19 protein-coding genes and 1 pseudogene are annotated in these 23,716 nt (G+C 46.8%); 4 read left to right on the forward strand and 16 right to left on the reverse strand.

Annotated features, from left to right (window positions below; genetic code table 11):
- The 10 genes and pseudogenes from ACYVR3_RS04645 to ACYVR3_RS04690 all read right to left on the reverse strand — a co-directional run.
- On the reverse strand, positions 1-889 hold an 889-nt coding region (locus tag ACYVR3_RS04645; RefSeq protein WP_461243304.1), incomplete at its 3' end, for a replication initiation and membrane attachment family protein.
- A gap of 15 nt (positions 890-904) precedes the next feature.
- Complete coding sequence (gene nrdR, locus ACYVR3_RS04650) at positions 905-1,387, reverse strand: transcriptional regulator NrdR (protein WP_054736843.1); 483 nt, start codon at positions 1,385-1,387, stop codon at positions 905-907.
- A 32-nt stretch (positions 1,388-1,419) separates the two neighbouring features.
- Positions 1,420-2,040 carry a dephospho-CoA kinase gene (gene coaE / locus ACYVR3_RS04655; protein ID WP_175576976.1) on the reverse strand — a complete coding sequence of 207 codons (621 nt, stop codon included), beginning with the start codon at positions 2,038-2,040 and terminating at the stop codon, positions 1,420-1,422.
- A gap of 21 nt (positions 2,041-2,061) precedes the next feature.
- Positions 2,062-2,886: pseudogene (gene mutM, locus ACYVR3_RS04660) on the reverse strand (DNA-formamidopyrimidine glycosylase); the annotation flags it as partial.
- Between the two features lie 28 nt (positions 2,887-2,914).
- Positions 2,915-5,575: a DNA polymerase I gene (polA, locus tag ACYVR3_RS04665; RefSeq protein WP_461243305.1), complete on the reverse strand. Its 2,661-nt coding sequence runs from the start codon at positions 5,573-5,575 to the stop codon at positions 2,915-2,917.
- 481 nt (positions 5,576-6,056) lie between these two features.
- Positions 6,057-6,761 carry a Bax inhibitor-1/YccA family protein gene (locus ACYVR3_RS04670; RefSeq protein WP_054736844.1) on the reverse strand — a complete coding sequence of 235 codons (705 nt, stop codon included), beginning with the start codon at positions 6,759-6,761 and terminating at the stop codon, positions 6,057-6,059.
- A 188-nt stretch (positions 6,762-6,949) separates the two neighbouring features.
- Complete coding sequence (murC, locus tag ACYVR3_RS04675; protein WP_461243306.1) at positions 6,950-8,281, reverse strand: UDP-N-acetylmuramate--L-alanine ligase; 1,332 nt, start codon at positions 8,279-8,281, stop codon at positions 6,950-6,952.
- A gap of 196 nt (positions 8,282-8,477) precedes the next feature.
- Positions 8,478-11,411 (reverse strand): DNA translocase FtsK, encoded by a 2,934-nt coding sequence (locus ACYVR3_RS04680; protein WP_461243307.1) that lies wholly within the window; start codon positions 11,409-11,411, stop codon positions 8,478-8,480.
- Between the two features lie 117 nt (positions 11,412-11,528).
- Positions 11,529-12,164 carry a YtpR family tRNA-binding protein gene (ytpR, locus tag ACYVR3_RS04685; protein ID WP_054736847.1) on the reverse strand — a complete coding sequence of 212 codons (636 nt, stop codon included), beginning with the start codon at positions 12,162-12,164 and terminating at the stop codon, positions 11,529-11,531.
- A gap of 28 nt (positions 12,165-12,192) precedes the next feature.
- Positions 12,193-12,513 (reverse strand): thioredoxin family protein, encoded by a 321-nt coding sequence (locus tag ACYVR3_RS04690; RefSeq protein WP_054736848.1) that lies wholly within the window; start codon positions 12,511-12,513, stop codon positions 12,193-12,195.
- Positions 12,514-12,664: 151 nt separating this feature from the next.
- Between ACYVR3_RS04690 and ACYVR3_RS04695 the strand changes: the two genes are divergently transcribed.
- Entirely contained in the window at positions 12,665-12,991 is a 327-nt protein-coding gene (locus tag ACYVR3_RS04695) for a PepSY domain-containing protein (RefSeq protein ID WP_461243308.1), read from the forward strand.
- 59 nt (positions 12,992-13,050) lie between these two features.
- Here the strand turns inward: ACYVR3_RS04695 and trmB are convergent, their stop codons facing one another.
- The 3 genes from trmB to ACYVR3_RS04710 all read right to left on the reverse strand — a co-directional run bounded on the left by trmB (position 13,051) and on the right by ACYVR3_RS04710 (position 15,875).
- Positions 13,051-13,698: a tRNA (guanosine(46)-N7)-methyltransferase TrmB gene (trmB, locus tag ACYVR3_RS04700; RefSeq protein ID WP_461243309.1), complete on the reverse strand. Its 648-nt coding sequence runs from the start codon at positions 13,696-13,698 to the stop codon at positions 13,051-13,053.
- Positions 13,699-13,933: 235 nt separating this feature from the next.
- A complete protein-coding gene (locus ACYVR3_RS04705) occupies positions 13,934-15,145 on the reverse strand; it encodes an ABC transporter permease (RefSeq protein ID WP_461243310.1) in 1,212 nt (403 codons plus the stop codon).
- Entirely contained in the window at positions 15,138-15,875 is a 738-nt protein-coding gene (locus tag ACYVR3_RS04710) for an ABC transporter ATP-binding protein (RefSeq protein ID WP_054736852.1), read from the reverse strand. Before ACYVR3_RS04710 ends, ACYVR3_RS04705 begins: the two co-directional genes overlap by 8 nt.
- Positions 15,876-16,108: 233 nt before the next feature.
- Here ACYVR3_RS04710 and ACYVR3_RS04715 point away from each other — a divergent pair, with 233 nt between their 5' ends.
- The 3 genes from ACYVR3_RS04715 to ACYVR3_RS04725 all read left to right on the forward strand — a co-directional run bounded on the left by ACYVR3_RS04715 (position 16,109) and on the right by ACYVR3_RS04725 (position 17,916).
- Complete coding sequence (locus tag ACYVR3_RS04715) at positions 16,109-16,546, forward strand: HIT family protein (RefSeq protein ID WP_461243311.1); 438 nt, start codon at positions 16,109-16,111, stop codon at positions 16,544-16,546.
- Between the two features lie 18 nt (positions 16,547-16,564).
- Positions 16,565-16,891 carry a hypothetical protein gene (locus ACYVR3_RS04720; RefSeq protein WP_461243312.1) on the forward strand — a complete coding sequence of 109 codons (327 nt, stop codon included), beginning with the start codon at positions 16,565-16,567 and terminating at the stop codon, positions 16,889-16,891.
- Between the two features lie 128 nt (positions 16,892-17,019).
- On the forward strand, positions 17,020-17,916 hold the full coding sequence (locus tag ACYVR3_RS04725; RefSeq protein ID WP_054736855.1) for a peptidylprolyl isomerase PrsA: 897 nt from the start codon (positions 17,020-17,022) through the stop codon (positions 17,914-17,916).
- A 971-nt stretch (positions 17,917-18,887) separates the two neighbouring features.
- Here the strand turns inward: ACYVR3_RS04725 and ACYVR3_RS04730 are convergent.
- The 3 genes from ACYVR3_RS04730 to ACYVR3_RS04740 are packed head-to-tail and all read right to left on the reverse strand — an operon-like array spanning position 18,888 to position 23,713.
- The gene (locus ACYVR3_RS04730; RefSeq protein ID WP_461243313.1) at positions 18,888-19,844 is read right to left on the reverse strand and encodes a 3'-5' exoribonuclease YhaM family protein; all 957 of its coding nucleotides are present in this window, start codon (positions 19,842-19,844) and stop codon (positions 18,888-18,890) included.
- 25 nt (positions 19,845-19,869) lie between these two features.
- Complete coding sequence (locus ACYVR3_RS04735; protein ID WP_461243314.1) at positions 19,870-22,506, reverse strand: ATP-binding protein; 2,637 nt, start codon at positions 22,504-22,506, stop codon at positions 19,870-19,872.
- Positions 22,487-23,713, reverse strand: a complete 1,227-nt coding sequence (locus tag ACYVR3_RS04740; RefSeq protein WP_461243315.1) for a metallophosphoesterase family protein — start codon at positions 23,711-23,713, stop codon at positions 22,487-22,489. The genes ACYVR3_RS04735 and ACYVR3_RS04740 overlap by 20 nt, the downstream gene beginning before the upstream one ends.
- Positions 23,714-23,716 lie beyond the last annotated feature (3 nt).

Consider the following 23,716-nt stretch of genomic DNA (forward strand, 5'->3'; position numbering starts at 1 on the left):
TAGCGGATTGTTTTACCGGTTGCGGTTGTGCTGGAGTTGCCGTCTGCTCAGAAAGTGACCGTTTCCGGTATTGTGACGCAATGGTTGTTTTTAACCGATTAATATCGAGTTTATTAGTCACCAAATCGGTGGCCTCACCAATCAAACTGGCCATTTCAGTTTCGTCAATATCATACAAGACGTGCTCGTTAAGAATGACGTTGCGGTATTTTTGAATATCATCTAAGTCCACGTAAGCCCGCTTCAAAATATCAACCAATAATGAAAAATCAAAGTCTGTACTAGTCGTAATTGCGTTGGGTAACGTGTTGGCGGCCGATTCCTGTTCAGCAAGTTCTTGCTTAGTTGTCTGAATCACCTTGGGCGGTTCAGCAATCAACCGGCCATCCAACTGAAAGACATCCAAAAACTGACGACTAATATTTTGCCAACCACTTCGATTCAACGGGCGCGCTAAAAAATGGGTCTTTAAACGTTTAAATTGCCGTTCGCCCACCGTTTCTAAAAGTAACAGACTTAACAGATCATCGTTGAAAAACATATCGCTCGTCACCGGTGATTTTAATTCATAAATCAATTCTGGTAATCGATCTGGTTGATTTTGATACGACTGCAACAAGCCCGTTGCTTCCAAGCGGTAACGGGCTTCTTGCAGAGGATTCATGCCAATATTGAGTAACGTCAACAGCTCACTATGATTTAGCGACACCTGCAGTTCAGGCGTCAGCGATACTTGACGCCATAAAACAACTGCTAGCGTGTACGCGGCCACGCCTAAAATCGGCTGATACAGCTGATCTAAGACATCGCGTTGTGCATCAGTGAGCGGCCGCGTTGCAACGACTGCCACCGTTGTTTTAGGTTGCAACGGTTGTGGGGTTGCCGTCATGGTCATGCCTCATTTCTATTTTGATTCAGGATCTTCTTTTTGTTTATCCTTTTTCATGACGTCTTTAAGTTCTTCCAAAAAGACACTCATATCCTTAAATTGGCGATAAACGCTCGCAAAACGGATGTAGGAAATTTCATCAATATCGGCCAATCGTTTCATGACGTACTCACCGATCAGTTGACTAGAGACTTCGTTTTCCCCCAGTGCCCGAATTTCGTTTTCCACTTCATCAACGACCTTGGTCATGACATCCATGCCAACCGGCCGTTTTTCAGCAGAGCGAATGATCCCCCGGAGCACTTTCTCACGGTTAAATTCTTCTCGAGTGCCATTTTTCTTGATCACCAACAACGGCGTTACTTCAATTCGTTCAAACGTCGTGAACCGAAAACCACAGTTTTCACATTCACGGCGGCGGCGAATCACGCGCCCTTCATCAGTTGGTCGACTATCAACGACCCGGGAGCCATTATAGTGACAGTGTGGACAATGCATCGTCTCACCTCTTCTTACAGTTTATCGTGCGATCAAGCCTGCTTGGCAGTATTTAATAACGTGCTAAAACCAGCTTCATCAAGCCATTTTACCACTTGCGCTTTTGTTTTTTCAACTGTTCCGCTATTATCGATCACAATATCGGCCCGTTTGATTTTTTCATCGAGTGGTAATTGACTCTTAATGCGCTTCATTGCATCCGCTTCAGTTGTTTGATCACGGGCCATTAACCGCGCTAACTGTATGTCTTCCGGTAACGACACCACCATAATTTCATCGACTAACGATGCACCCTTCGATTCAAACAGCGTTGGCGCATCATAGACAACTAATGGCACGTTTTGTTTGCGATAGGTTGCCATCTGGGCAGTCACTGCTGCTTGAATCAGGGGCAGCATGATGGCATTGAGCTTCGCTAAGGCTTCAGGTTGACCGAACACCAAACTGCCAAGCGCTTTACGATCCAAAGTGCCATCTGGTTGAATGATTTGCCAGCCAAAGGTCTGTTGAATCTGAGTCAAACCGGTTGATCCGGGAACGACAACTTCACGAGCAACTTGATCAGCATCAATAATGGGCACACCATGCGTCTTGAAAAAAGCGCTCACCATTGATTTACCAGAAGCAATGCCCCCCGTTAATCCCAAGACCATCGTTTCACTAGGTGTTTCTTGAAGTGCTTGGCAAGCTGGACAAAAATGCGTCCCGCGTTGCGCCACTTTTGTCTTTTCAATTGGGGTGCCACACCGGACACACGGTTCACCCTTGCGGCCATATACGTTGAGCTGATTTTGGAACTGACCCGCCTCGCCGTACGCCGTTGAAAACGAATGGACAGTCGTGCCGTGACCACTGATGGCGTGACTAATTTCTTTGATGATATTATCGCGCAGCTGCCGAATTCGAAATGCCGGAATCGTGTTAGCCTGTTGCAGCGGATTGATTCGGCTCATCCACAGCGTTTCATCCACGTAGATATTGCCCAGCCCTGCAATGTTATTTTGATCCAACAAAAACGGCTTAATGGCTTTTTTACTCTTCGCAAAGATTTTGGTCATGTAGTCAACCGTTAACGTTTCTGCCGTGGGTTCGGGTCCCATCTTCTTCAGGCCGGCAATCAGTTGCGATTCCGTCCCGGTTTTTAACAGATTCATGCGACCAAACTTACGAGTATCCGTGTACCGAAGTGCACGACCATCCGTTAGATGAAAGATCACGTGGGTGTGCTTCGTGATTGGTGCATCATCCGGCTGAACGTCGTATTTGCCCTCCATCCGCAAATGAGACACCATGGTAAGGTCATCATTGAACCGAAACAAGAGATACTTGCCCCGGCGATCGATTGCTTCGATTGTTTTTCCTTTTAACTGTTCTTTAAACGCTTCTGGTTCGGGATCGACCATCTTTTCGTACAAGACGTCAACGTGGTCGATCGTCGCCCCTTCGACTAACCGGGTCAGGCCCCGACGCACCGTTTCAACTTCTGGTAATTCAGGCATTCGTTCGCCCTCCGATCTCTTAACTTAATTACTTGGCATCGTACCAAGTATCCCCATAATGACTCTCCACCTTTAGCGGAATTTCAAGCTTAACTGCCGAATCCATCACTTTAGGCACGAGTTGTTCAAGCGTTGCGATTTCTTCAGCTGGCGCTTCAAAAATCAGTTCATCATGAACCTGTAGCAACATGATCGCTTGCATGTCTTTTAAAGCCGCTTCCATGTTGATCATCGCAATTTTAATAATATCCGCCGCACTGCCTTGAATTGGCGTGTTCATGGCCGTTCGTTCAGCAAATGAGCGTTGATTAAAGTTGCTGGCGTTAATATCCGGTAAATACCGACGGCGGTGAGCAATCGTTTCAACGTACCCGGTTTCCTTCGCTTGTGCAACCACGTCTTCGGTATACTGCTTAACGCCAGGATATTCTTCAAAGTAGGTATCAATAAATTGACGGGCCTGTTTCCGGGAAATACCAATGTTTTGGGATAAGCCAAAATCACTGATGCCGTAAACGATACCGAAGTTGACGGCCTTGGCTTGGCGCCGCATATTTGGTGTCACTTCTTCATCCGGCATCAACTTAAAGATTCGCCGAGCCGTGCTAGCATGAATGTCTTCGTTGTCTCGGAAGGCTGCTTGAAGGTTCGCATCATGGGTAATGTGCGCTAAAACCCGCAATTCGATTTGAGAGTAGTCAGATGAAAAAATCTGCCACCCCGGATGACTTGGCACGAAGGCTTGTCGAATCCGGCGCCCCTCTTCGGTTCGAATCGGAATATTTTGGAGATTAGGATCTACCGAAGACAATCGGCCAGTCTGCGTCAACGTTTGCGTATAGCGCGTGTGCACCTTTTGATCCGTTGAATGGACAACCTTTAAGAGACCCTCAACGTAGGTGGACTGAATCTTTGCAATCTGGCGGTATTTTAAAATATTCTCAACAATTGGCGCCTCAGCGGCTAATTTTTCCAGGACGTCAACTGAGGTTGAGTATCCCGTTTTGGTCTTTTTAAGTGGCGTTAAGCCCATTTTCTCAAATAAAATATGACTTAACTGCTTTGGTGAACTGATTTTAAATTCTTCACCGGCCTCTTCAAAAATGGTCTGCTGAATCTGCGCCAGCAGTTCGGTGAATTGGCTCTGCATGTTGCTCAACCGATCAGTATCCACCGTGATACCGGCAATTTCCATTCGCGCCAAAACAAAGGCCATTGGCAGTTCAAGGTCTTCATATAACCGGCGTTGTTCATTTTGATCGAGTTGGGTAAATAGGGACGCCTTTAACGACTCAATCGTGATGCCCTTTCGCGTTAAATGCTCAAAGAAAATTTGGTCATCATCTGGAATCGCCCGCTTAACCCCCTTACCGTAAACTTCTTCATCACTTTGAATCTGATGGTAACCGTGTTGGAAGGCTAAACTACCTAAATCGTTGCTATTTTCATTGGTGTCAAGCAAGTACGATGCCAACAGTAAATCAAAATCAACGTTGTTCAATGTAACGCCTAATCGATGTAACCCGACATAGGTTCGTTTGGCATCGAACACGTCCTTACTGATTGTTTCACTAGCCAATAGTGATTTGATCGGCGCCGTTTGGAGTAACTCAACATCACGACTCACGTACCATGTTTCACCACTCCCAACAACAAAGCCATCCAAGGTTGCGGTGTGGTAATTGGCGTCTAGCATTTCTAGATAAAAGGTCACATGATCCTTTAACTGACCCACTTCAGCCACGTTTTCAGCTGTCAGCACCGTAAAGTTAACGGGCGTCAGGCCCAAAACATCACTGGCATCCTCACCTTTGTTCATATCCTGCAAGAATGACTGAAAGTTCATTTGTTGATAAAAGGCCACTAACTCATCAGTTTGGTCACCGGCATAGGTCAATTCATCCAACCCAATTTCAAGCGGTGCATCCCGCCGAATCGTTGCTAAATCACGTGATTGGAACGCAGAATCCTTATCTTCAATCAAGTGTTCCTTCATTTTCTTGGCGGTAATGTCGTCGATGTGGTCGTAGACGCCGTCAATCGTGCCGTATTTTTGAATCAAATTAACCGCCGTCTTAGGGCCAATTCCTGAAACACCAGGATAATTGTCCGATGTATCACCTTGCAGCCCTTTAATTTCAATAATTTGATCTGGTCGAACGCCGAGTTTTTCTTCCACGTGGGCTGGCGTATAACTTTCAACTTCGCTAACACCCTTTTTAGAAACTGCCACCGTTGTGTGAGCGGATGTTAGTTGGGTCAAATCCCGATCCCCAGTGAAAATCGTAGTTTCGTAACCAGCAGCTTCGGCTTGTTTAGCCATCGTGCCAATAATGTCATCGGCTTCATAGTTAGGCAACTCATATGATTTGATGCCGCGAGCAGCCAACAATTTGCGAATAACTGGCATTTGTTCGGAAAGTTCTGGCGGCGTCTTAGAACGGCCACCCTTGTAATCGCTGTATTTTTTCGTCCGAAAGGTCACCTTACCCGCATCAAATGCAACTAGTGCATCCGTTGGTTTAACGTCTTTCAACATAATGTCTAGCATTTTATTGAATCCGAAGATGGCGTTGGTGTGTAGCCCTTCAGCATTAGTAAAACTATTCAATGACGTATACAGTGCAAAGAAAGCGCGGAACGCCACACTGTTGCCGTCAATTAATAACAATTTTTTCGATTCTGTCATTTCAGATCCTCCACGATTTGTCGTCCCTTCTAGTGTACCAAAAATGCCCTTGGGTGGGCGATTTATTTAACTTGAATTAGTAACTTATTGGTACTCTGCTGTCGTTTGTGTCCAGCGTAAGTGTGCGGAGCGAGACGGGTTGAGAGCAGTGTGTAAGGTGAGTCCGGTGAAGGCGCCCGGGCCTGGCGGGTTTACCGGACTCACCTTACATGCAGCTCTCAGTCTCGTGCAGCACCATTCGGCGTGGTGGCCGGAAAGCGCGTGGTTGACAAGTTTCTACAACTTCAGGAACCCTAGAAATGACAGTTTAAGCGGCGCCGAATTTTGTAGCCTGAACGAGCGCTTTTCAATGCGGCTTTGGCGAGCGAAGCGATGACAAACAGCCAACACCCAAAGCGCACCCAACACTTACGCTGAACACAAGTGACAGCAAACAAAAAAGCCCAGACAATTCGTCCAGGCTAATCATAACAATCTAATATTAATCCCTGTTCCCAAAACCACCAAAAATCTGCAGCAAGAAGATAAACAGGTTCACAAAATCAAGGTAAAGTTGCATTGCGCCAATAACGGCAATCCCGGTCGTTGAGCTTGCGCTACCATCGCTGTTCAGATAGATTTGCTTCATTTTTTGACTATCAGAAGCGGTTAAGGCAGTAAAGATAATCACGCCAATGAACGAGAAGACGTACGCGATTGCGGGACTTTGTAAGAACATGTTGATTACAAACGCAATAATCAACGCGATCAACGCTGAAGTGGCTTGCGCACCAACGCGACTTAAATCACGCTTGGTAAACGTCCCAAACAGCGCCATCACGATAAACAAGATTGCGCTGGAAACGAAGGCCGAAACTAACGTCCCACCGCTGTAGATCAAACTGTACATGGAGAAGACCCCACCAGTGATCAACGCGTAAACCATGAGTAACGTAAAACTAAGTGACGGTCGCTTTAACGCTTGGCCCGTCACGATAAACGGAAAGACAAACCAAACAATGATTGGTAACCAGCGTGTTGGCCCAACAAAAATGCTCATTAGTGCCGGTGTCGTGCTGACATAAAACGCTGCGACAGCCGACAGTAAAATGGCCAAGGCCATCCACCCATACATCTTCGTCAAAAAGCGGTTCAAGCCAACGTCAGCATTAATAACCCGCCGTGGCTGCTCATCATAATTGTTCAATCAGATTCCTCCTTAGATTAATTCTCTATTTGTCAAACAATTGTATCAGTTCTAGTGAGAAACGCAATCAAAAATAATCATTTAGATCAATTATTATTTATTTGTTAAGTATTTGAAAAGATTCGGCTATTCGCGCTCAATTCAACAAAAAAAGACTGGCACTAACTGCCAATCTTCTTTCAATCGATTTAGTTATCTTTTAGTGACAAGTGCGTTAATAATTCTTCATATGCCCGTTCGTACTTTTGAACGTCACCGGCACCCATGAAGACAACGACGGCGTTGTGGTAATCCAGAAGTGGCGACATGTTGTCCAACTTCAAGATTTGGCCACCCTTGGCGATCTTCTTAGCTAAGTCTTCACTTGAAACGCTACCGTTGCTTTCACGTGCAGAACTGAAGATATCAGTTAAGTATACGTGATCAGCGTTATTCAAGGCCTTAGCAAAATCGTCCATCAAGGCAATCACCCGGGTAAAGGTATGTGGTTGGAACACCGCAATAACTTCACGATCAGGGTATTTTTGCCGAGCAGCATCTAGGGTTGCCCGAATTTCAGATGGATGGTGCGCGTAGTCATCAATGACCGTCATATCGGCAATTTGGCGTTCAGCAAACCGACGCTTAACACCCTTAAAGCTCAGTAATTCCTTCTTGATTTCGTCTAAGTCGACTTCTTCAAAGTAGGCAACGGCAATCACAGCTAAGCTGTTCAAAACGTTGTGTTCGCCAAACAATGGCACGTGGTAGTTGCCCAAGAATTCGTCGTGATAGTACACGTCAAATTGAGAGCCCTTTGTCGTCCGCTTGATGTTGCGGGCTTGGAAGTCGTCTTCATCGCTCGTCCCATAATAGTAAACTGGCACATCCGTCTTCAAACGACGTAGATTTTCATCATCGCCCCAAGCGAAGATACCCTTGTTAACTTGGTTAGCAAAGCTTTGGAAGGCGCTGAACACATCATCAATATCCTTGTAGTAGTCAGGATGATCAAAGTCAATGTTCGTCATGATTGCGTAATCTGGTTTCGTAGCTAAGAAGTGACGACGGTATTCATCCGCTTCATACACGAAGAACCGGGCGTTAGGTGTCCCCTTACCAGTTCCGTCACCAATGAGGTAACTGGTTGGTGCAATCCCAGATAACACGTGTGACAGTAAGCCAGTTGTACTGGTCTTACCATGGGCACCGGCTACCCCGATACTGGTATAGCCTTCAATGACTTTTCCTAAGAATTCGTGGTACCGGTAAACGGGTAAGTTTAGATCCCGTGCTTTTTTAATTTCTGGATGGTCATCCGTAAATGAGTTCCCCGCAATCACGGTCAACCCTTCGTGAATGTTTGCTTCATCAAATGGGTAAACCGGAATCTTGGCTTGTTCCAACCCACGTTGCGTGAACGTATATTGGGTAATATCTGAGCCCGCTACCTGATACCCCTTATCGTGTAAGATGAGTGCTAGTGAACTCATACCTGATCCTTTGATTCCAACAAAGTAATACGTCGTTGTGTTGTCCATCAAAATCCTCTTTTCATCGCTTCAATTAATAATTTTGTGTACTGGTTCACCGATTGCCAGCGGTAAACCATTTGGACCTTACCATTTATTTTAGCACAGCTTTCCCGTAAAATTTGGGATTTTTTAAGCCATTTCTAAATTAATGCGTCGCGGACTCGACCGTGACTGATTCACCGTTTCGCTCGCTGGTTATCTCTCAATCCGTTCGCGGCGCGCGCATCTCTGCTAATTGTTTTTCAGTCAAGAAAACGTCCCGCGGCTTTGAACCGTTTTGCCCAGAAATATACTGTTCATTTTCCAGCGTATCGATCAAGTTGGCTGCGCGGTTGTAGCCAATCGAAAAGACTCGCTGTAACTTCGACGTTGAGACCGTCTTTTCCTGCACAATGTAGTCCAAGACTTCCGGCAATAACTCATCTTGACTTTCTTGAACCTGTTGTTTCTCTAACAGGCCATCCGGATCAAAGGCATAGTGGGGCTTCCCTTGTGTTCGAACGAAATCAGTAATGCGATCGACTTCATCGTCCACGAAGGTCCCTTGTAGTCGTAATGGTTGCGAGGCGCCGTTACCAAGGTACAACATGTCCCCGCGCCCTAACAGGCGTTCAGCACCGGAAGTATCAATAATGGTTCGAGAGTCAACTTGAGACGAGACCATGAAGGCCACTCGAGTTGGAATGTTGTTTTTGATCGTCCCGGTGACAATATCAACACTAGGCCGTTGCGTGGCAATCAACAAATGAATCCCCGCTGCCCGAGCCTTTTGCGTAATGCGGACAATGTAGTCTTGAACTTCGCTAGACGCCATCATCATCAAATCGGCTAATTCGTCGATAATGATTACAATGTACGGTAACTTGAGACCGTATTCTTCGGTCAATTCGGCCCGTTCGTTGTACTGTTCAATATTGCGGACGCCAGCCGCTGCTAAGCGTTCATAGCGGTCGTCCATTTCATTGACCGCCCACTTCAATGCCGCAGAAGCAGCCTTCGGATCCGAAATAACGGGCGCTAATAAGTGTGGCATCCCATCATACGGTGCCAATTCAACCGCCTTCGGATCAATCAACAACAACCGTAAATCGGCCGGAGTTGCCTTATACAGCAACGAAATCAGCAAACTGTTGATGAAAACCGACTTCCCGGAACCCGTTGCCCCCGCAATCAGGCCATGTGGCATTTTACGCAAGTCAGTCACTTGCGGTTGACCGAAGAGATCGACCCCTAACGCAACCGTCAGTGGCGACTTACTCTTCTTAAAGGCGTCAGACCGTAAAACTTCGGATAACATCACTGGCCGGGTCTTTGGATTTGGAATTTCGATCCCAACCGTGGTCTTTCCTGGAATTGGTGCTTCGATTCGAATGTCTTTAGCCGCTAACGCAAGTTTCAAATCATCCGTTAAGTTAGTAATTTTGTTGACCTTAACGCCGAGTGCTAAATGCACCTGGAACTGCGTCACGGTCGGTCCAATCGTCCAATCAACAACGTGGGCATCAACGTGGAACGCCTGCAGCGTCTCATCAAGGACCTCCCCTTGATGTTCGATCCACTCGTCTAATTCCGTTTCATCAGGAACAACAGGCGGCGTCAATAAATCGGGTGACGGGAATTGATACCCGCGTGCAGCTGTTGTGACATCATCCGCAACAACTGGCTTATCTTGAAAGAGTGCCAAGTCGCTAAGTCCGGTACTTTCTTCGCTCATAATATCGCCTAGCGAATGTCCCAAACTATGACTTGCCTCACGCGCTGGTTTAACAGGTGTGGTAGCGACTTGTTTGGCTTCTGGTGCGACAACCTCGTCATTGGTTGTCGGTACGGTGGTCACATCTTCCGTTACGTCCTTCGATGTCGCTTGCGTCTCATCTTCAGTCGCTGCCTCAGTGACCGTTTCAAAGTCCGTTGCCTGAACTGGTTCAGGTTGAGCAGCCACAGCTGATGAGTGGTCCTGATTCAGTTCAGAATCAGGTTGCTGCTCATCATCGGCTGAATCGACAATTTGAGTTGCAGTCGTTTCCGATACCGATGCAGGTGCAGCATCAGCGCTGACTTTAGCTTCAGTTTCATCATCTGATGTCACTTGTTCATCCGTAACTCCGTCAGCTACGGCCGGATTAGGCGCTGAGCTAGGTTCTGCGACTTCGTCATCTGCCAACTTGTCGGTCTCTTCCGTTGCTACCGAGGTTGCCGGTTCGACGTCATCAACTGATTGCTTGTCAGTCGGTTGCACCGAGATTGTCGCCTTTAATTGACTCACTTCATTAGTTTGAATATCTGCTTTTACGGGTTCTGACGATTCATCATCCGTTGACGCATTGGGTTCCACTGTCGCTGGTTGAGTTAACGGTTCAACGTCAACAACCGATTGCTCATCAGTCGATTGTCCCGCCACGCCAGGTTGACTCGCCCTCGTTGTTTGCACATCCACAGAGGTCTCTTCATCGTCAGCAAGCACTTCGCCTGATGGCTGTGACCCTGAGCTAACAGCTGAATCAACATCGGTTTCTGATTCATCTGTTGACACCGTCACTGGGGTCGACACACCAGCCACCGTCGATTCAACGTCATCATCGCTTTTATCATGCAACGTTGTCACTGCTAACTGAGTACCATCCGAGTCCCGTGTTGCGCTCGTATCATCCGGATACAGCATCGTTGTTGCCTGATTGAAGTCATCACCGGACTGCGTAGCAACTACAGCATCTCCCGCATATTGCAATGGTTCTGATACCGTTGCATCCGCCAATGCGACGTCACGCGCATCTACCGGCAACAAAACATCTTCGTCTGGTTTGGTAAAATACGTTGCCAACAATCGCGGATAGTCCACGCGATCACGAGTGATCCGTCGCTTTGATAACTGTCGTGGAATGGATGATGGTCGAAACGGTTGATCATCATGCCAATCATGTTTAACTGGTTTGTTAGATTGTGCCTGCTTTCGCGGTCGACTTGTCCTCATTGGCTGAACTGGTCGCGGTGCAACTGATTTAACCCGTTGCTGCGGTTCACGTTGCCGAGATATTGCTGGCACTTCTGGTTGCTTCGTCACCGGTGGGGTGACTGAACGGTCCGGTTTTGGCCGCTGGTATCTTCGAAAAAACGCTGGTCCATCATAGTGGTTCATTCTTGTCACCTATTCACTCATCGTTAGTTTTGTCGATTACAGTCAATTACTTGTAGTATTCAAACATGCATGAGACCAAACAAAAAAGGGACCGAGGCCCCTTTTCGCGTTTTTAACTTAACTGAATAAAGTTTGCGCCTTGTCAAAATCAAACGGCTGGCCAACTTCGTAGTCATCAGGTAAGATCAACGCGCCCGGCCGATCGGGTGCATTTGGAATCTGCAATTCTCTTCCTGATGAAATCATACCATCACTTTCAACCCCGCGCAATTTGCCGGGCCAAATAATCTGGCCATTTGGCATCATTGCACCAATTTCAGCAACGACCACCTTGATATCGGCCTGCATGTTAGGTGAACCACTCACGATTTGAAGGGTCTTCCCGTCAGCGACCCGCGTTTTGGTCACTAACATGTGGTTTGAATCTGGGTGAGGTTCCGTGGTTTCAACGTAACCCACAATAAACTTAGATTCAAGGTCGGCTTCCAAGTCCGGTTTGAAGCCAGCAGCGGTCAAACCAGCGTTTAACTGGTCAACCTGTGCTTCAGTCAACCAAACCTGACCGTTGACGTCTAATGGTCCTAAAATTTTTGAAACGGCATCAACGTTATAACCCAACGTTTGGTCATTTTCAGGGTTAAAGATTCGGGTAAAAGCGCCCTTGGTTTCAACTGCTTGTTCGTCAGCATCTGGGGCCACGTAAATGATCAAGACATCGCCCAGCGCTTTTTGATTGTAACTAGAAATTAACATGACGCATCCTTCCAACTTCCAAGATAGGTTAGTTTAAACCATCTATGAAAGTTTCAACTTCTTTTTTAGTTTTCCGGTCTTTGTTCACGAAGCGACCGATTTCTTCGCCGTTATTGTAGGCAATGAAACTAGGAATGCCCAACACGTTAAGGTCAACAGCTAAATCGATGTTTTCGTCTCGATCAACTGCTAAGAACCGATAATCTGGGTATTCTGCTTCAATTTCAGGCATTGCGGGTTTGATAAATGCACAGTCTGGGCACCAAGTTGCCGAGAAAAACAGCATCGTCTTGCCAGTTTTAACCTGTTCATTTAATTGTTCACGCGTCATTTGTGGTAATGCTTCCATGAGTAATCGCTCCTTTAATTGCTTACTTTTATATAGTAGATACTACCATGCTCACTAAAAAAAGACACCCATTTAGTTTTCAAAGTAACTTTAGTTGGTACTTCGCGCCTTTTTGAAGTAGGATAGACAAAACAGCGTTGGAGGACAAAAAATGGAACTTAACTTAAAAAATTCACAGCAACTAAGCTTGCTATCCCTATTAAGCCTGCTTTTTGGCTACCTTGCCGGCAAACGACTCTCTCACCGGCAAATTTTAACCTCATCCGTCATTTTAGATAAAGTTAAACGCGCCTTTCGACACGAAGCCCCAATCGAAGGTGCTTGGATCAACAGTCAACCGATCAACCACCAGCAATTTGCAATCAAGAGCCTTGTTTACACTGGCGGCATCACACGGTACGAAGATCAGCAATTGACGCAGTACGAATTCATGGCTGATGCCAAAACGGGAAGCATCTTAAACATTACCCGCCTCTAATAAAACGCCTATCTAACGAAAGTCAGTCGACCATCGACTGGCTTTTTTGATGTTTAGTTTTACTTAGTTCGATCGAAGTGGGCGATCAATTCGTAAATTGGGCCCTTTTTGCTAAACTTTTCTTCGTATTCAGTTTGAACGTTGCCTTCGTTACCATCACTGTTGTGTAGGTCCAACCAAACTTCGTCAAACACCAAGCCAAAGTTATTAAAGCTGGTTAACGAATATTCAAATAAGCCTCGGTTATCCGTTTTAAATTGAATCCGACCATCTTGCTTCAAAACCGTTTGGTAGTGCGCCAAGAAATTCGGTGACGTTAACCGCCGTTTTGCATGACGCGTCTTTGGCCACGGATCAGAGAAGTTCAGGAACAGTTGATCAACTTCTTGCGCCGCAAATAATGTATCAACATTAGCGCCATCCGTTTCAACGAGTTGCACGTTCGTCAACCCACTTTCAACCAACTGCCGAAGCGCCGTTGCAATCACGGATTCTTGGATCTCGATGCCTAAAAAGTTAATGTCTGGGTGTTGGCGCGCCATCTCAACGATAAACTGCCCTTTACCAATCCCAATTTCGATTTGAAGCGGCTGAACGGATGGAAAGCGTTCCTGCCAATGTCCGAGTTGCTTTTCGGGTTCGGTCACGATCAAATCAGCGTGATCCTTGATGTACTGTGCTGCCCACGGTTTTTTTCTGACCCGCATAAATGTTCCTCCTGAGGTTATTTGATTAACGACAACGTCTAACTGTCTGATTTAACCACTACGTTGACCGCACAACAAACTAGCCGGTAACAACTTAACCGACTTGATTACAGTCATCGTCGCGATTTTTTAACCAGTCCAAATTTTGATTACCCTTCATTCTATGCAACAATGTTCGGCTAGTCAACACCAAAAAACCAGCCAATCACGATTAGCTGGTTTTTTGAACGGTCACTTATTGTTTTTTTCTTAATCTGAGCGGCAAATAGGATTGAACCATCAACAGTACTTCAACCACTTCAACGACCGCCGTGATGCCAATCACTTCCAACTGCCGGTTGGCAACGATCACCATCACCAAAAATAGCACCGCTGTCACAAATAACAGTGTCCGTAATAAACGTTTAAAACTGCTCGTTCGAACCTGATCTGGAATTGGATACAGGTGTGTAAACACGATGTCGTCAAATTGCCAGTAGAACGGGATCAATTGAAACCCGATCAGGTACAAGAACAGTGCCGCTAATAAGACCGGCAACCAAGTTCCCCGGACAAAGTAGAGCAACACCATCCCCAGAACCGTTAACCGCGCGTATAAGCCGCTAAATTCGCCGCTACGCACGATACCACGACTATACAGGTACAAGTAGGCATTTTCCGGTGTCCGCTTCACTAACGCTAGCAGACCATCCAAGTACCGGCGCCGTTTGGCCACCCCTTTTAACATCGGTACGTTAGTAAACAGGTTGAAGAACCGGTAAATGCCCATCATTCGGCTGTTTTCCAGCGCAATGGCACGCCACCAGTTAAAGGCTTGCGCTAACCAGCGCCGGTTGAGTAACCATAGCGTTGCGTCCAGCACAATACTCAACAATAAACCGAGTAATGGCGAAACGTAGACACTCACTGCCAGCACAATTGCGGGGGCGAACCACTTAACGACTGCCGGCTGGGTCAACCACCCGGGCGCTGCTTGATAGCGCATGCCGATTGCGCGGGTGAACAAGCTGTCCTTTAAGACCAACTGAGTCACTGCCAAAGCGGCTAACATCCCTACCGAAAGTGGCATTGTTGCTTGCACAAACGGTAGTAAAACGAATAGTCCCAGCAACTGATACACCAGCGCCAGACTCTCACTGTACCAGCGGGCAGAAGTCAGATATTGCCGCATATCCTGTTCACGCGGAAGCAGGAAGACCACATCGGCATCCTTCAGTAACGTTGCCAACCGGCCTAACTGTAACACCACCAGCATCACCAGAATGACGATCAACCGTGGCCACCACAGCCCGGTTGTCAGCTGTTTCAATCCGTTAGAGTAAGCTAACCCCAAGCCACCGATCATAATCAGGAGTGCAAAAACAAAGTGATCGTTAAATACCAGCCGCAGGTACTTAAACATCTCCTTTAGATGGCTTGCTAGTCGGCGTTGAAATAGCTTATTCATGTTGATCCGCCTTGGTCATTGACATATAGATGTCATCCAGCGTTTCGCCGGCATCCGGCAACGCTGCCCGCAGCTCTGGCAACGTTCCCTCTGTTTTGACCTGCCCATCGTGAAGTAACACGAAGCGGTCACAGTATTTTTCAGCCGTATCCAACACGTGGGTCGACATTAATACGCTGGCACCCCGTTGCTTTTGTTCGTCGATTAAGTCCAATAAGTCATGAACTGCCAAGGGATCAAGGCCCAAGAACGGTTCGTCAATGATAAACAGTGGCGCATTGGTAATGAACGCACAAACGATCATCACTTTTTGTTTCATCCCTTTGGAGAAGTTTGCTGGGAACCAGTCCAGTTTATTATCTAACCGGAACATCTTTAACAAGTGGTGTGCCCGTTCCCAGGTCGCATCTGGTTCCAAGTTATACGCCATCATGGTCATTTCCAAGTGTTCCTTCAACGTTAACTCTTGATAAAGAATCGGCGTTTCCGGAATATAGGCGATTTGTTGCTTATAGGCTTGAGTATCCTGCTGCAACGTCACCCCGTTGATTTCAATTTTGCCTTTAAATGGCGTGAGTAACCCAATAATATGGTTGATCGTAGTTGATTTACCAGCACCGTTTAACCCAATTAAACCGACTAATTCGCCGTTTTGAATGTCAAACGTTACTTCTTTTAGCACAGGTATCTGTGAATAGCCACCAACGACTTTCGTGACCTGTAATGTCATGTGCATCCCTTCGCTTTCGTTGTAAACTCGCGGCGTAGCTGACTGATTCAATATCAGCGCCTACGTCAGACTTGTGTACCAGTATACCACATCCCCAATCGGTTACCGTTCCCTTTTGCCCCATTCCACTCATCAGCCAAGGACATTGGCGAAAATCAAACCGTCCGCTTCATTTCCCCCACCAGTCAAGGTATAATGTTGATAACTGCTACTATTCAAAGGAGGATTTAACAATGGAACATAATTACGATGATGATTGCATTTTTTGCAAGATTATTAAGGGTGAAATTCCAAGCTACACGGTTTACGAAGACGACGATGTGAAGGCCTTTTTGGATATTTCTCAAGGCACTCCTGGTCACACCCTTGTCATTCCTAAGACTCACGTTCAAGATATCTTCGCTTACGATGCTGATTTAGCCGCAACGGTCTTTGCCAAAATTCCAGCAATCGCTCGCGCAATCAAGGCGTCTGATCCAGCCATCAAGGGCATGAACATCCTCAACAACAACGGGACCGTGGCGTACCAGTCCGTTTTCCACTCTCACATTCACTTGGTACCTCGTTACACCGATCACGATGATTTCGGCATGACCTTCACCGATAATTCAAGCAAATACAGTGAAGCCGACTTAACCAAGATCCAGGACCAAATCAAAGCCCAATTCTAACAATTGGAGGTAATGATAATGAAACGTTTTTTCACGACGACCCTACTCACCGCTGGTGTAGCCTTTGCCTGGCATCTAATTGATACCAAACAGACCCCGGCTGCCTTCGTAAAAAACACCGCCAAGTTCGTTCAAGATAAACAGGCGGCCGCTAGTGTTTTCCAAGAAAAGCAAGCCGCGTTTAAATCGGCGTTAGATCGATTCCAAACGGAGTTGGACCGAACCCAACCGGTGATCGATGATATCAAAAAGGACGTTGATCAATTTCAATTTAAGATTCAACCCCACCTGGATATCATTTCGCAACACACCGATCGGTTCAATCATGATGATTCCGTCAATTAACATGACAAAACTATTTCAATTTTTATTAAGTTCTGATTATACATGAACTTTCGGAAGGGTTTATGTTATATTAAGTAGGAATGTCCCAACGGGTCAAACAATTTTATAGAAATGGATGTGTTTTCGGAATGAAAAAATGGTTCATTGCACTTGCTGGTGTTATGTTGAGCTTAACATTAGCAGCCTGTGGCAGCAAAACGGTTGCCACAACTTCAGGTGGTAAAATTACGGAAGATCAATTTTACAGTAGCTTGAAGAACACTTCTAGTGGTAAGCAAGTCTTACAACAAATGATTTTAAACAAGGTCCTCGAAAAGCAATTCGGTGACAAAGTTGAAAAATCAGCTGTAACTAAGCAATACAACGCCTACAAGAAGGAATACGGCTCTTCATTCAGCAGTGTCCTTTCTCAAAGCGGTATGACCGCTTCACAACTGAAAGAACAGATCCGCAGTAACTTACTTCTTAAGGAAGCCGTTAAGGCCGACACCAAGGTTACTGACGCGCAACTGCAAAAGCAATTTAAGAAGTATGAACCAAAAGTTACGGTCTCACACATCTTAGTTTCTAAGAAGTCTACTGCCGAAACGGTCATCAAGCAATTGAAGGCCGGCAAGAGCTTTGCCTCATTGGCTAAGAAGTACTCGACTGATACAGCTACCAAGAACAAGGGTGGTAAGTTAGCCGCCTTTGATAACACCGATACAACTTTGGATTCAACCTTTAAGAAGGCTGCCTTCAAGTTGAAGACCGGTGACTACACCACTACCCCAGTGAAGACCTCATATGGTTACCACATTATCAAGATGGATAACAATCCTGGTAAAGGGACTTATAAGCAACACGAAAAAGAACTTAAGGCTCAAATCTACGACAACCGGATGAACGACAGCGCTACTTTGAAGAGCGTCGTTTCTAAGGTCTTGAAGAAGGGTAACGTTTCAATCAAGGATAGCCAATTACAAAACGTTTTGGCCGACTACTTGACTAGCAGCTCATCTTCAAAGAAGTCATCATCTAAGTAATCTTGTACCAGATAATAAAAGGAACCGGCATTTGTCCGATTCCTTTTTTTGTTTGCTTTATTTGCGCTGTTGCTTGTGTCCAGCGTAAGTGTGCGGAGTTTGTGAAATTTGGCTTCGTTTGCGCGTTAATCATGGGTTACATTGTGGAAGAATGCCGCGGGAGGCTCCGGCGCTATGCGAGGCTGGAACGCAGTGGCGGGCCTACGAGCTAGGAATGGGCAAAAAACGCCCATGCCGGATCTCTCCGGACCCGCGTATGACTAGGGCACTCGCACCCCGAACCCCACGGGGCACGACTGCCCAAGTCATACCGACACTGCTGAGCCCCGCGCGCCTCCGCCTCCCGCTACCGTGGTGCGCTACAGCCGACCAGAACAGCTAATTGTCACATTCTGAAGTTGACGAAACTGCGGAATGACAACGTTGAATGGGTAGCCCAATACGCGAAAATAATCGTGGTCAATGTTCAGTAACCGCAATGAATCAACGATTGCGTGATACGTGATACTAAATCTACCAGTCGTGCATCACGTTTGCGCGGATCTATTACGTTGACACCCAAACATCCGTTGCGATTCTGAAGCGTTGACTGATGATCAATTCTGTCGTAATTCGTTCAGTTAAGCGCTTGAGATGATCTGCAATAGCGCCAAATTGCGCAATGTGAGATGGAGGTAGCCGGCCAGGTGTATGCTGTGTCGCGATAATTGGTGGTTGTTGGCGATTTTCCAACAACCGCCAATTATCGGGGACGAATTTCAGACTCGCATGGGTTTTGGCGAGGCTGAAATTCGAGGACTGAGACCGCCCTTTGGCTCAGGCCGGCCCCACAGCAGGAACCTGGCTGGCTACCGGAATCGACAGTTTACGCAAATCACCGCACTTCACAAACTAAACCGCAATATGCTTACGCTGGACACAAATGAAAGCACAAAAAAATGCAGCTCGAAGGTTAATCGAGCTGCATTTTACTATTCATTTTCTTTTGGTCGGTAAAACGATCGGCCATCCATCGCAAAGAGCCGTTCACCGAACTCACCCGGTGCCGTTTTTTCAGTGGCATCCGTCAGCATCATGATTGACGCATCTAATTCGTCCAGTTGATGCAAGACCTCCGCTTCCAATAACCGTGGTCGAACAGGTGACCCATATTCCAACAATCCGTGATGGGCTAAAATCATATGCCGCAATAACACGACTGGTTCGCTATTTAAATCAAATTTCAGTTCGTTGCAGGCTGAGACGATTTCACCATCAACAATGCTAATATGCCCCAGTAAATTACCTTCAACGGTATACGTCGTCGAAACTGGTCCTGAAAGTTCGATTACCTTGCCTAAATCGTGAAGAATCGCGCCAGCATACAGCAACGGTGCGTTAATGGTTGGATACTGAGCAACAACGTTGTGTGCCAGCCGTAAAATCGAAATCGTGTGATAGGCCAAACCACCTTCGAACGCATGGTGATTGCGTTTGGCTGCTGGATAAGTAAAGAAGGCCTCCCGGTGTTTGGATAATAACAACCGAACGATTCGATTCCAAACCTGATCGGTGATTTCAAAAATCACTTGGTTGATTTCTTCTTCCATATCGGCCGCTTTTAATGGTGCGTGAACCACGAACTCTGATGGGTCGTTTTGCTCATCAGCGTTGGCCAGCCGCAAGCTTAAAATTTTTACCTGTGGTGATCCTTGATAAGTTTCTCGCTTACCGGTTAACCGGACCACTCGCCCCGCTTGGTAGCGTTTGACGTCGTCATCACTTGCGTCCCAAAACTTACCGGTAATTTCACCAGACCGGTCTTCAAACGTTAGGTCTAAGTACTGTTTGCCGTTCTTAGCAACCCGAACCGTGACACTCTTCAATAGTGCCATTAGGTTCATCTGTTCGCCAACCGCAAACGTCATTAATTGTTTTTCTTCCGCCATAATAGCGCCCCCCTTTACGTTCTCCTTATTTTACCGCCAAATCCGTTAGATTCAAAGTTTGATCTGCCGCAACGAACGCTAAATTATCAGCGTTGGCTGTTAAATACAAGACTTGACCATTACCCATTTCGGTCAACAGTTTAACCGCTCGCGCTGTTCGCTGACGATCAAAGTTAACAAAACTATCGTCAACGATCATCGGCAGTTGAATCTGATCGGCCATCACCTGGGTAAAGGCCAATCGAAGTGCCACGTATAGCTGTTCCGCAGTTCCACTGGAAAGTTCACCCACGTCAAACACGATGCCGTCCTTACGGGTAACCTGAACCGTTTCATCCGTGAAAGTCACCTGATCATACCGTTGATCTGTCAGAACGGCAAAGAACTGCTGAACGGCCTTCAAAATCTGTGGTTGGCGCCCCTGAGACGCATTAACTAAGGTTTGATCGATCCATTTGATCAATAACTGATTGGTCAGCCAATCATCCGTCATCCGCTCAATTTCAGCTTCAAGGTCCGCTCGACGTTGGAGTAGTTGCTGGTAAGCCGCACTATGCCCCTTCTTTTCAATTGCAAAGGCGCGTTCACTCTGTTGTTTAAGTTGACCATCTCGTTTGGTCATTAAGCTTTGAAGTTGCGTCCTGGCCGTTTCAACCTCGGCCTCAATCGCTTCAACCGAATCAAACTGTACTAATCGTTGTCGCTGAGACTCAGATAACCGCTGTTTGATCGCTGTCAGTTGGGTTTCACGTTGTTGTGCTTGCTGACTCGCCTGATATTGTCGTTCAAACGCTTCGGTAGTTGTCACGTTAGCCGTCTTTAAGAATGCCTGCAACGTTTTTTGACTAGCCGTTAGCTGTTGCTGATAATCCTGTTGAACGTGTTGAAGTCGTTGACGTTCACTCACTTGCGCTTGACTGCGATTAACCTGATCCTCAGCAGTTGCCACGAAGTTCGTGATCTGCATTAACTTTTGCGCGGCCGTTCCCTGCAATTGTAAAACTGGTGCTGCAAACTGCCACTGTTCAAAGTAACGTTGTAATTCCTCATCACCACTTTGTCGCTGCTGTTGCCGTCGCACAATCGTCCGCTGCAACTGACTCACTTGCTGAAGGTCTGCTTGCATCGCCAGCCACTGATCAACAGGGTAAGCGCCCAACTGGTAGTGACGTTCAACCTCAGTTAATTGCGTTGTCAGTTCAGCTAACTCGCTCGCTAAATCACCTAACTGCTGGCGATCACCATCTAACTGACGTGAGAGCAAAGTCAGCTGCGCATCAATTGCTGACTGGCCATTTTGTTGTAGCATTGGGTGAAAGATCCCGTAGGCGGCAACCAGTAGCCCAGCAACCCCGCCCAAGGATTTTAACCAGCCCGTCAAAATCAAAACTGATAACAACGCAATTACCACGCCCGCACCGAGCCATTTTACTGAAATACCACCCCGACTAGCCGTCGCTTGATCACTCAAGCGCGAGAAGGTCTGTTGATGGTCTCGTCGTTGTTGTTCGATAGCCGCTTGCTTCGTTTGGTTCGCCTGCTGGGCCGCAATCAACCGACTGATTCGTGGTTGATCAATTGCACTAAATGGGCGTGCCATCACGACTTGCTCACCATAACGTTGACGAAATGACGCCAACTGTTGGGCTTCTTGAGTCGTTGCCGTGTTCGTCAATTCTCGAAGTTCTGGCAGCTGGGCCGCAAGGGTTTTAATTTGTGATTGATGGGCTTGATAAACAGCCATCACCTCAGAATCAGGTTGGGCTGTCTCCGAGTCAGCGAGTGCAACTTCAGTTTGATCTAAGGCCGACCGCAACTGATTTCGTTGTGCCGTCAATTTAGTAAACGTCTGCCAATCAGCAGTTGAAAGGCGATGACTAGTTGAATCCGTTTGTTGCATCAGTTGCTGATAGGTCACAAAGTCCGGATAACTTGTCACAAGTTGCTGAAGTTCGGCTAGTTTTTGCTGTTGATCAACCACCTGTTGCTGAAATTCTGCGAGCGCCGTTTCACCTTCTGCTTGTAGTGCCAGTAATTTTTGGTAACTTTGATACGCCTGTTTAGCAGTTTGAACCTCTTGAGTTAACGCGTCATACTCCCGCAGTAATTTAGCTAACGGTTGTACCCGTCCTCTGGGTTTATATAGCGCATCTGATTCACGTGCTAACTGCTTTGTCAGGCCAATCCAATTATCACTACCAACGGCACCAATTCGTTGAATGCGCTGAACTAACTCAAACCGATCCAATTGATCGACCGCCTGTAACTCCCGTTCGCCAAAGCAAAAAATTTGGTAAAACAGTGCTTTATCAACTGGTCTTAACAGGTCGGTTAAGGCACCCTTATCAAGCGTCACATCCGCCGTTAAATCTCGAAACGTCACGGTACCACCATGAGGACCCGCAACCCTCTTCAGCCAATAGTCATGGTCATGATGCTTAAATGTCAGTTCACCACCGTACAACGCCCCGCTTTTAGGTTGATACATCGCATATCGGTGCTTAGCCGTCTCAAATCCAAATAACAAACTCGCAATAAAGGCCACCAACGTTGATTTACCGGCCTCATTTGGGCCATAGATCAGTTGAAATTGACGGTTAAGCTTAACCGTTGTTTCGTGAAATTGGCCAAAGCCGTAAATCTTAATCGTCGTGATCTGCACGTTGCGTCGCCTCCAGTCGTGATTGCGCCAATAAACTACTGCGGACCCGCTGCTGAATCTTAGTTTGGGTGTCGGTGTCTTGCAGATGTCGAGCCAAAAACGGATACTGCATCAATTTTCCCGCCGTGGCTTCAATGGTCGTTGCGTCAAAAACCGTTTGCGCAGCGTCGTCCCAAAACGCAGCATCCAACTGACTGTACTGAATCGTTGCCTCACTTGGTTGCGGCGTCACTTCGACGACCCAGGCCGTAATTGGTGATTGCCCCGTCTGAGTATGGTTAAGCCGTGCGAGCCACGTGCCGTCATTTAGCCGTGATAACACACCCTCATTTAAGGCCTCAACATTAGTAATCATCAACGTTACCAACTGTAGCTGGGAGGTCGGTAACTGTGCTAACCGCATCAACACCGCTGTCTGTAACGCGTCATCAGTCATCTCTGGTTCAGCTGAGACTGACACCGTTAGCCAAGTCACATCGTCCGCCGGAATGTAGGTTGGCACCAGTCGCTGGCCCGAACTTTCAACCAATTGAAAGCCATGGGTACCCGTTTCATTTTGGTGTCGACCTTGAATCGCCCCCGCATAAATAATGGGTGGTGTCATTGAAAGCGCCTGTTGCTGGTGGATATGACCCAACGCCCAGTAATCATAGCGCTTAGCCTGTAGCTCAGCCACTGTAAACGGTGCGTATTGATCCTGAGCGCCAGTTCGAACCGCCCCGTGGAGCATGCCAATCTGAAAATCAACATCTAAACGATCTGGAAATTCAGCCACTCGATCCGTTGTTAACCAACGTTGATCATAACTAAACCCACTAATCGCAACTCGCTGTTGATCCACCGTGGTGAACTCTGCCGTAGTCACTTCTGGGCCAAATACCGTCACACCATTGGGCAAACTCAACGTTGATTGTTCGGTCAGATAATCATGATTGCCATAACTCAGATAAACGCCAATGCCGGCATCAACCAATCGCTGGAGTTGATCCCGTAAAAAGAGTTGGGCCTGCACACTTTGTGTATCCCGGTCAAAGAGATCCCCAACTAAAACAACAAAATCAACCCGTTCTTTAATGGCGCGATCCACTAACCGTTGGGTCGCCGTAAAGGGCGCCTGATAGACCCGTTGCTTCACTGCCGCAGGTAAATCACTTAATCCCCGAAAGGGACTGTCTAAATGTAAGTCAGCTGCATGAATGAATTTCACGTT

Source organism: Secundilactobacillus muriivasis, from assembly GCF_054785195.1.

What these genes read in the sequence shown, in the direction of transcription:
- ACYVR3_RS04710 (WP_054736852.1), bottom strand. Translation starts at nt 15,875, where the DNA reads ATGACATTACAGGTCACGAAAGTCGTTGGTGGCTATTCACAGATACCT.
- ACYVR3_RS04705 (WP_461243310.1), bottom strand. Translation starts at nt 15,145, where the DNA reads ATGAATAAGCTATTTCAACGCCGACTAGCAAGCCATCTAAAGGAGATG.
- ACYVR3_RS04690 (WP_054736848.1), bottom strand. Translation starts at nt 12,513, where the DNA reads ATGGAAGCATTACCACAAATGACGCGTGAACAATTAAATGAACAGGTT.
- murC (WP_461243306.1), bottom strand. Translation starts at nt 8,281, where the DNA reads ATGGACAACACAACGACGTATTACTTTGTTGGAATCAAAGGATCAGGT.
- coaE (WP_175576976.1), bottom strand. Translation starts at nt 2,040, where the DNA reads ATGGTCTTGGGATTAACGGGGGGCATTGCTTCTGGTAAATCAATGGTG.
- ACYVR3_RS04730 (WP_461243313.1), bottom strand. Translation starts at nt 19,844, where the DNA reads ATGGCGGAAGAAAAACAATTAATGACGTTTGCGGTTGGCGAACAGATG.
- ytpR (WP_054736847.1), bottom strand. Translation starts at nt 12,164, where the DNA reads ATGTTAATTTCTAGTTACAATCAAAAAGCGCTGGGCGATGTCTTGATC.
- ACYVR3_RS04695 (WP_461243308.1), top strand. Translation starts at nt 12,665, where the DNA reads ATGGAACTTAACTTAAAAAATTCACAGCAACTAAGCTTGCTATCCCTA.
- ACYVR3_RS04715 (WP_461243311.1), top strand. Translation starts at nt 16,109, where the DNA reads ATGGAACATAATTACGATGATGATTGCATTTTTTGCAAGATTATTAAG.
- ACYVR3_RS04725 (WP_054736855.1), top strand. Translation starts at nt 17,020, where the DNA reads ATGAAAAAATGGTTCATTGCACTTGCTGGTGTTATGTTGAGCTTAACA.
- ACYVR3_RS04680 (WP_461243307.1), bottom strand. Translation starts at nt 11,411, where the DNA reads ATGAACCACTATGATGGACCAGCGTTTTTTCGAAGATACCAGCGGCCA.
- nrdR (WP_054736843.1), bottom strand. Translation starts at nt 1,387, where the DNA reads ATGCATTGTCCACACTGTCACTATAATGGCTCCCGGGTCGTTGATAGT.
- trmB (WP_461243309.1), bottom strand. Translation starts at nt 13,698, where the DNA reads ATGCGGGTCAGAAAAAAACCGTGGGCAGCACAGTACATCAAGGATCAC.
- polA (WP_461243305.1), bottom strand. Translation starts at nt 5,575, where the DNA reads ATGACAGAATCGAAAAAATTGTTATTAATTGACGGCAACAGTGTGGCG.
- ACYVR3_RS04720 (WP_461243312.1), top strand. Translation starts at nt 16,565, where the DNA reads ATGAAACGTTTTTTCACGACGACCCTACTCACCGCTGGTGTAGCCTTT.